The organism is Arthrobacter sp. Y3225116, from assembly GCF_059091245.1.
In genome coordinates this window covers 1-6,799 of the sequence record NZ_JBNHGL010000159.1, presented here as the reverse complement: position 1 = coordinate 6,799, position 6,799 = coordinate 1, and the positions used below count along the sequence as shown (strand labels likewise).

The window sequence follows — 6,799 nt, the reverse complement described above, 5'->3', positions numbered from 1 at the left end:
CGGCGCCTCAGCCGGCGCCGCGGCGGCCGCCGCGGCATACGAGGCCGAGATCCGACGATAGACCGGGGTCAGGAAGGCCAGCAGGGCGGCCACGATCATGACGATCCCGGCCACCAGGAACACCAGGGCGATGCCGCGGGACGTACCCTCGCCCAGGAGCGGTGCGAGCCGGGCGGCGCCGTCAACCGAGCGCGCGTACGGGATGATCCAGACTTGCGCGATCGGTGCGATCAGGAACGCGGTGATCGGCGCAGCCGCGGACTCGAATGCCATGGCGAATCCGAACACCCTGCCCTGCCGCTGCAGCGGAACCACCTGCTGGATGACCGTCTGCTCGGCGGCCTCCACGAAGGGCACCAGCGCGAGGTAGAGCCAGATCCCGGCAATGTACAGCCAGGCCCACTCGCGCAGCGTGAACACCGCGCCGAGGGCCCCCATCACGATCACCGCGATGAGCATGGTGCGCAGCGGATTGCGCCCGAGCCCGAACTTGCCGATCACCGCGCCGCCCACGATGAATCCGGTGGAGCCGAGCGCGAGGTACGCGCCCCACAGCTCCACGGGGAACAGTTCCAGCCCGTAGGGATCCATGAGCGCCATGTAAACCCCGCCGATGAAATTGTTGAAGGTGGAGAACAGGATCAGCGCGAACAGTCCGGCGATGGCCAGCACGGCGGCGAGGGAACCACGCAGGTCGAAGCTGCCGCGCGCGTCCGTGGCGGCCGCGCGCACCTCCTCGGGCATGCGCAGGGTGAGCAGGTGCAGGAAGGCGAGCGCCGTGAGCACCAAGGCGACGGCGATCGTCCCGCCCATGCCGAGCAGGCCTACCGACAGCCCCGACAGCACCGAGGTAACGATGAAGGTCAGGCCCTGCACCATGCCCACCAGCCCGTTAGCATTGGCCCGCCGCTCAGGGTCGACGAGGATCGTCACCGTGGTGGAGAGGGCAATGTTGCGCATGTTCTCCACCACCGCGCCGATCAGAATGATCAGGGAGAAGACCCAGAACCACGGCCGGGCGAGGTCCAGCAGCCAGGCCTGGGGTGTCAGCAGGAACATGGCCCCGGACAAAAGGAACATCACCAAAGTGAAGACGGCGGCGAAGCGCATCACGGCCAGCTTGCGGTAGCGGTCCACGAACGTGCCGAAGCTGATGCTGGAAAGCGCGATCAGCAGCATGTATGCCCCGCCGATCACCCCGGTGGCGATGACGTTGCGCGTCTCCAGGTACACCCAAAACGTCAACGCGAACCACAGGTAGCTGGTGGTGATGTTGGCCAAGGCCGTATTCACCAGGATCCCCATGAACGTGCGGTACCGCTGTGCAGGGCCGCGCACGGTCGTGTCGACTGCGGCTGGATCGACGAGGTTCGGTGCTTCGCCGTCCCCGATCGGCACCGCAGCACCGGCCGCCCCCGCGGTAAGACCCGCACCCTCCTGATGAGCCGGGGCCCCGGTAGGTCCCGGTTCCTGCTCGGTCATGCGTCCCAGTGTACTGACCAGGCCCAGGCACGGTCACGGCAAAATTTTGCTCAGCCGTGCCAACTCCCGGCGCCGGAAGGTGGCGGGTTATCTGCAGGTGCAGGTGCCTAACTGCAGGTGTAGGTGACGCCGTCCACGACGTGCGTGCCCGGTCCCAGCTCGCCACAGGCTTCCATGATGTAACCGATGCTGGCCAGCGCGATGATGATGAACAGCATCAACAGCACCGTGCCCACGGCGCCGATAATGATGCCGGCGAGCGCAAAGCCGTTCTTGGCACGCGCTCGCTTGGACTGCACCATGCCGATGATGCTGACGATCAGCCCGACCACCGTCAGCGGTCCGAGCAGGGACAGGACAAAGCCGACGATCCCCATGGTCCTGCCGGGAACGGGTTGTCCGGGACCGGGCTGTCCCGGGTACCCGTAAGGCTCGGTGGGCTGCTGGTATGCCTGGCCGGTGCCCTGCTGCGGGTAGGCGGGGTAGGCGCCCTGCTGTGGGTGGGCGGGGTAGGCGCCCTGCGTGGACTGCGGCTGCTGGGAGGCCGTGGGCTCGGGATGCTCCCCGTAGCCGTTGGGAGTAGACATGTGGTTCCTCTCATCGGGGCGTAAACGATTTATCGTTCCCCACCGAACACCCTATGTCCGGCGGCCCCGAATCAGCCCCGGCCCACCAGCGTGTCGACCTGTTCCAGCAGGGCATCCATCTCGCCGTCGGCCAATTGGTATTGCTGCGCATCCGGCGAGAAGAAGGTTGCGCTGTAGTAGAGGCCGTCGCCGATCAGCTTCACGGCCTGCGCCACCGGCCGGCTGCCCAGCGCCTGTTCCAAGGCGTCCAACCAGAGCTCCTGGATCCCGGCAAAGGTCCTCGCCGCGGACGGGTGGCCTTGCTGGACCAGGCGCGCCACGGCCACGATGGCCCGGTCCAGCGGCGAATCGACGAACCTGGACGTGCGCACGTAGTAGCGGGCCGCTCCTTCCGGGGCACTGATGATCTGCTCCGCGTCGGCGGCGGTCAGGGCGGAGAGCCGCTCGCACAGGGCGTCGACCATGGCCTCCTTGGAGGGGAAGTGGTACAGCAGCCCGCCCTTCGACACCCCCGCCGCCGCCGCGACGGCATCCATCGTGGCGGCTCGTTCGCCCTCTTTGATCAGGATGTCCTCGAAGTTATCGAGGATCCGGTCTCTCGCACTGGCCATTCACCCATCCTAGGACTCCCCCCACCGGCGGAGCCGCCACTTTGCAGGTAAACCGTCCAGACGGTACAGTAGGTCGAACTTCCCCGATTCCGAAAGACCCACCATGCTTACCGTCACCCAGCGCGCCGGGCGCCGAGAATGGACCGCCCTGGCAGTCCTGATGCTTCCGGTCCTGTTGGTCGCCGTCGACAACACGGTGCTCAGCTTCGCGCTGCCCGCGATTTCCCTGGCCTTCAGCACCAGCGGCACCACCCTCCTGTGGATCATCGACATTTACCCCCTGGTACTCGCCGGCCTGCTGGTGGCCATGGGCAGCCTGGGCGACCGGTTCGGCAGGCGCCGGATGCTGATGATCGGCGCGGCCGGCTTCGCCGCACTGTCCGCGCTGGCCGCTTTCTCCCCCAGCGCCGAACTGCTGGTTGCCGCACGCGCCGGCCTGGGCATCTTCGGGGCCATGCTGATGCCGGCCACGCTGTCCCTGATCCGGAACATCTTCACGGACCGGGCGCAGCGGCGCCTGGCGATCGCCATCTGGGCCGCCGGCTTCTCCGCCGGCGCCGCCCTCGGCCCGCTGCTGGGCGGCCTGCTGCTGGAACACTTTTGGTGGGGTTCGGTCTTTCTGCTCGCGGTCCCCATGCTGCTGCCCATGCTGGTGCTGACGCCGGCGTTCGTGCCGGAATCGCGCGATCCCGAGCCCGGCCCTATCGATGCGGCCAGCATCCTGCTCTCCGTCGCCGCCCTGCTCCCCGTTGTGTACGCCATCAAGCAGCTGGCCGGCGGCGGAGATCCGGCCGTCGCGGCAGCAACGTTCACCCTCGGCATCCTGGCCGGCTGGCTGTTCGTCCGCCGCCAGCTGGGCCGCGCCAACCCGATGCTGGATGTCCGGCTGTTCCGCCACCGCCCCTTCACCGGCGCCGTGCTGGTCAACCTGTTGGCCGTGTTCTCCCTGGTCGGCTTCCTGTACTTCGTCTCGCAGCATCTCCAATTGGTCCTCGGGCTCAGCCCGCTGCGGGCCGGCCTGGTCCTGCTGCCCGGCCTGGTGGTCACCATCACGGCCGGCCTGCTCGCGGTCCCGCTGGTGCGCCGGATTCCCCCGCACCGGGTGGTGGCCTGCGCCCTGCTGCTGTCCGCGGCAGCCTACGCCCTGGTGGCGTCGTCCCCGGACGCGTCGGCGGTAACCCTGATGGCGGCCTTCGCGCTGCTCGGCGCCGGAGTCGGCGCCTCCGAGACGCTCTCGAATGACCTCATTTTGTCCAGCGTCCCCGCCGCCAAGGCCGGGGCCGCCTCCGCCGTGTCGGAGACGGCCTATGAAGTGGGCTCTGTCTTCGGGACCGCTGTGCTGGGCAGCATCCTGGTCGGCGCCTACCGGCGGAACATCGCCCTGCCCGCCGGGCTGTCCGCCGAACAGCAGCAAGCCGCCGGCGAGACCCTCGGCGGCGCCATCACCGTTGCCGGGCAGTTGCCCGAACGCACCGGGTCCGCCCTGCTCGACTCCGCGGTCCATGCCTTCGACAGCGGCGTGACCGTCACCGCCGGGCTGGCCGCGGTTCTCATGGTCGCGGCAGCCTGGCTCGCCTTCCGAACGCTGCGCGTCCCGCAGCACCAGTGACGCGGGGACGCGGCCGGCCCGCCCTTGCGGGATACCCCTAGGGGGTATAGATTGGTGGCGTAGTCCACCAATTGAGGAAGCCATGAGCCACACAACACTGCCTGCGGAAACCGAAGCCGTCACTGCCCCCGCCGACGAGCACATCGGGCACGCCTACACGTCGGACAAGGAAGCGTACCTGCGCCGGCTCAAGCGCGTTGAGGGCCAGGTCCGCGGCATCGCCCGCATGGTGGAGGACGACAAGTACTGCATCGACATCCTTACCCAGGTCGCCGCCGTCAACAAGGCCCTGCACGCGGTAAGCGTTGGCCTGCTCGAAGACCACATCGGCCACTGCGTCATCGGCGCCGCCAAGGAATCCGAACTCAGCGGCGACCCGCAGATCGTCGAGGACAAAGTCAAGGAAGCCTCGGACGCCATCGGCCGACTGCTGCGCTGACCTCCCCGCCCAACACCTACCCCACCCCTAGGAGACTGACATGAGCACCACCACCATCAGCATCGACGGCATGACCTGCGGCCACTGCGTGGACGCCGTCACGGAAGAACTGCAGGCCCTCGACGGCGTCCGCGGCGTCAGCATCGAACTCAACAAGGGCGGAATCTCCACCGCGACGGTCAGTTCCGAGGCGGACCTCGACCCGGCCCAGATTGGCGAGGCCGTCGCCGAGGCCGGGTACACCGTCGTCGCGCAAAACGCCTAGGGGCAGACCGCCTTCGGCCAGTACGACGACGGTGCCCGCCGGCCGCCGTCGGCCCCCTTTTTTCGCGCGCCAGCGGACGCCCCGCCCCGCACGCGCGCCGCCCGCCACCACACGCAGAATCGAGTCAAAGACCAATGGCCTCCCATTCCGGCACCATGGATCCCGTAGCGGAGCCGAACCCGACCAGAACCGTCGAACTGGCGATCGAGGGCATGACGTGCGCCTCCTGCGTGAACCGGGTGGAACGCAAGCTCGGCAAGATCGAAGGCGTCCAGGCCAGCGTGAATCTGCCCCTGGAGTCCGCCGTCGTGCTCGTCCCGGACGGCGTCACCAACCAGCAGTTGGTGGACACGGTGAATGCCACCGGCTACAAGGCCCGGGTGAAACCGCAGCCGCGCTCCGCGCCCGCCCCACGGCGCGGGGAAACGGGCCACGGGCACGACGGGAACCCCGAGGCGGACCCCGGCCCCGGCGGCCGGGACCGGCACGACCGCTCCGGACCCGCCGGCCACGCTGATGACGGCGATCACGCCGGGCACGCCGATCACGTGGAGGGTGAGGACCACATGGCCCACGGCGGCACCGCCGGCCAGCTGCGTCCGCGCCTCTGGACAGCCGCCGTCCTGACCGTGCCGATCTTCATCATTTCGATGATCCCCGGCGCGCAGTTCCCGCACTGGGGCTGGGTGGCCTTCGCGCTCAGCATCCCGGTGGTGTTCTGGGCGGCCTGGCCGTTCCACCGCGCCGCGGCGATCAACGCCCGGCATTTCGCCTCCACGATGGACACGCTGGTGTCCCTCGGCGTGCTGGCGGCCTTCTTCTTCTCCGCCTGGCAGCTGGTCATGGATCCGATGATGACCGAACACGTGCACGGCGACATGACCGAGCACGCCTTGTACTTCGAGGTGGCCGTCGTCGTGGTCACGTTCCTGCTGCTGGGCCGCTATCTGGAAGCCAACGCCAAGCAGCGGGCCGGCGACGCCCTGAAGTCCCTGCTCAACCTGGGCGCGAAGGACGCTACCGTGCTGCGGGACGGCGCCGAGGTGAAGGTACCGGCCGCCGACCTGCTGCCGGGCGACATGATGGTGGTCCGGCCGGGCGAAAAGATCCCTACCGACGGCTACGTGGTGGACGGGCACTCCGCCGTCGACACCTCCCTGCTCACCGGCGAATCCGTGCCGGTGGAAGTGGATGTGGACGACACCGTCACCGGCGCCACCATCAACACCTCCGGCCGGCTGCTGGTCCGCGCCACCCGGGTCGGCTCGGACACCACGCTGGCGCAGATGGGCCGCCTGGTCAGCCAGGCGCAGGCGGGCAAGGCCCCGATTGCCCGGCTGGCCGACCGGATCAGCTCCGTCTTCGTCCCCATCGTGCTGGTCATCGCCGTCGTCACTTTCGCCCTTTGGATGGTCTTCGCCGGCGACCTGCAGGCGGCGTTCACCGCGGCCGTCACCGTGCTGGTGATTGCCTGCCCCTGTGCGCTCGGGCTCGCCACGCCGACCGCACTGCTCACCGGCACCGGCCGGGCTTCCCAGCTGGGCATCCTGATCAAGGGGCCGCAGATCCTCGAGGACACCCGGCACGTAAACACCATCGTGCTGGACAAGACCGGCACCGTGACCACCGGGCGGCAGGCGGTGGAGGGCGTGCTGGCCCTGGCGGACCGCAGCGAAGACGAGGTCCTGCTGCTGGCCGGCGCGGTCGAGGCCGGCTCCGAGCACCCGATCGCCCTGGCCATCGTTGAAGCAGCCCGCAAGGTCGCGGCACGCACCGCCACGCCGTCCGGCGCGACGGCAGGCCCGA

7 protein-coding genes are annotated in these 6,799 nt (G+C 68.8%); 4 read left to right on the top strand and 3 right to left on the bottom strand.

Annotated features, from left to right (window positions below; all coding sequences use genetic code 11):
* From AC5RV2_RS13030 to AC5RV2_RS13020, 3 genes are all read right to left on the bottom strand, one after another.
* The coding region (locus AC5RV2_RS13030) for an MFS transporter (protein ID WP_494092676.1) at positions 1-1,305 on the bottom strand (1,305 nt) is incomplete at its 3' end.
* Between the two features lie 284 nt (positions 1,306-1,589).
* Positions 1,590-2,069, bottom strand: a complete 480-nt coding sequence (locus AC5RV2_RS13025) for a DUF4190 domain-containing protein (RefSeq protein ID WP_494092675.1) — start codon at positions 2,067-2,069, stop codon at positions 1,590-1,592.
* A 71-nt stretch (positions 2,070-2,140) separates the two neighbouring features.
* The gene (locus tag AC5RV2_RS13020) at positions 2,141-2,680 is read right to left on the bottom strand and encodes a TetR/AcrR family transcriptional regulator (protein WP_493980101.1); all 540 of its coding nucleotides are present in this window, start codon (positions 2,678-2,680) and stop codon (positions 2,141-2,143) included.
* A 103-nt stretch (positions 2,681-2,783) separates the two neighbouring features.
* On the opposite strand from AC5RV2_RS13020, the gene AC5RV2_RS13015 reads away from it, so the two are divergent.
* From AC5RV2_RS13015 to AC5RV2_RS13000, 4 genes are all read left to right on the top strand, one after another.
* Positions 2,784-4,289 carry an MFS transporter gene (locus tag AC5RV2_RS13015; protein ID WP_494092674.1) on the top strand — a complete coding sequence of 502 codons (1,506 nt, stop codon included), beginning with the start codon at positions 2,784-2,786 and terminating at the stop codon, positions 4,287-4,289.
* Positions 4,290-4,371: 82 nt separating this feature from the next.
* On the top strand, positions 4,372-4,728 hold the full coding sequence (locus AC5RV2_RS13010) for a metal-sensitive transcriptional regulator (RefSeq protein ID WP_494092673.1): 357 nt from the start codon (positions 4,372-4,374) through the stop codon (positions 4,726-4,728).
* A gap of 40 nt (positions 4,729-4,768) precedes the next feature.
* A complete protein-coding gene (locus AC5RV2_RS13005) occupies positions 4,769-4,993 on the top strand; it encodes a heavy-metal-associated domain-containing protein (protein WP_494001083.1) in 225 nt (74 codons plus the stop codon).
* Between the two features lie 134 nt (positions 4,994-5,127).
* On the top strand, positions 5,128-6,799 hold a 1,672-nt coding region (locus AC5RV2_RS13000; RefSeq protein ID WP_494092672.1), incomplete at its 3' end, for a heavy metal translocating P-type ATPase.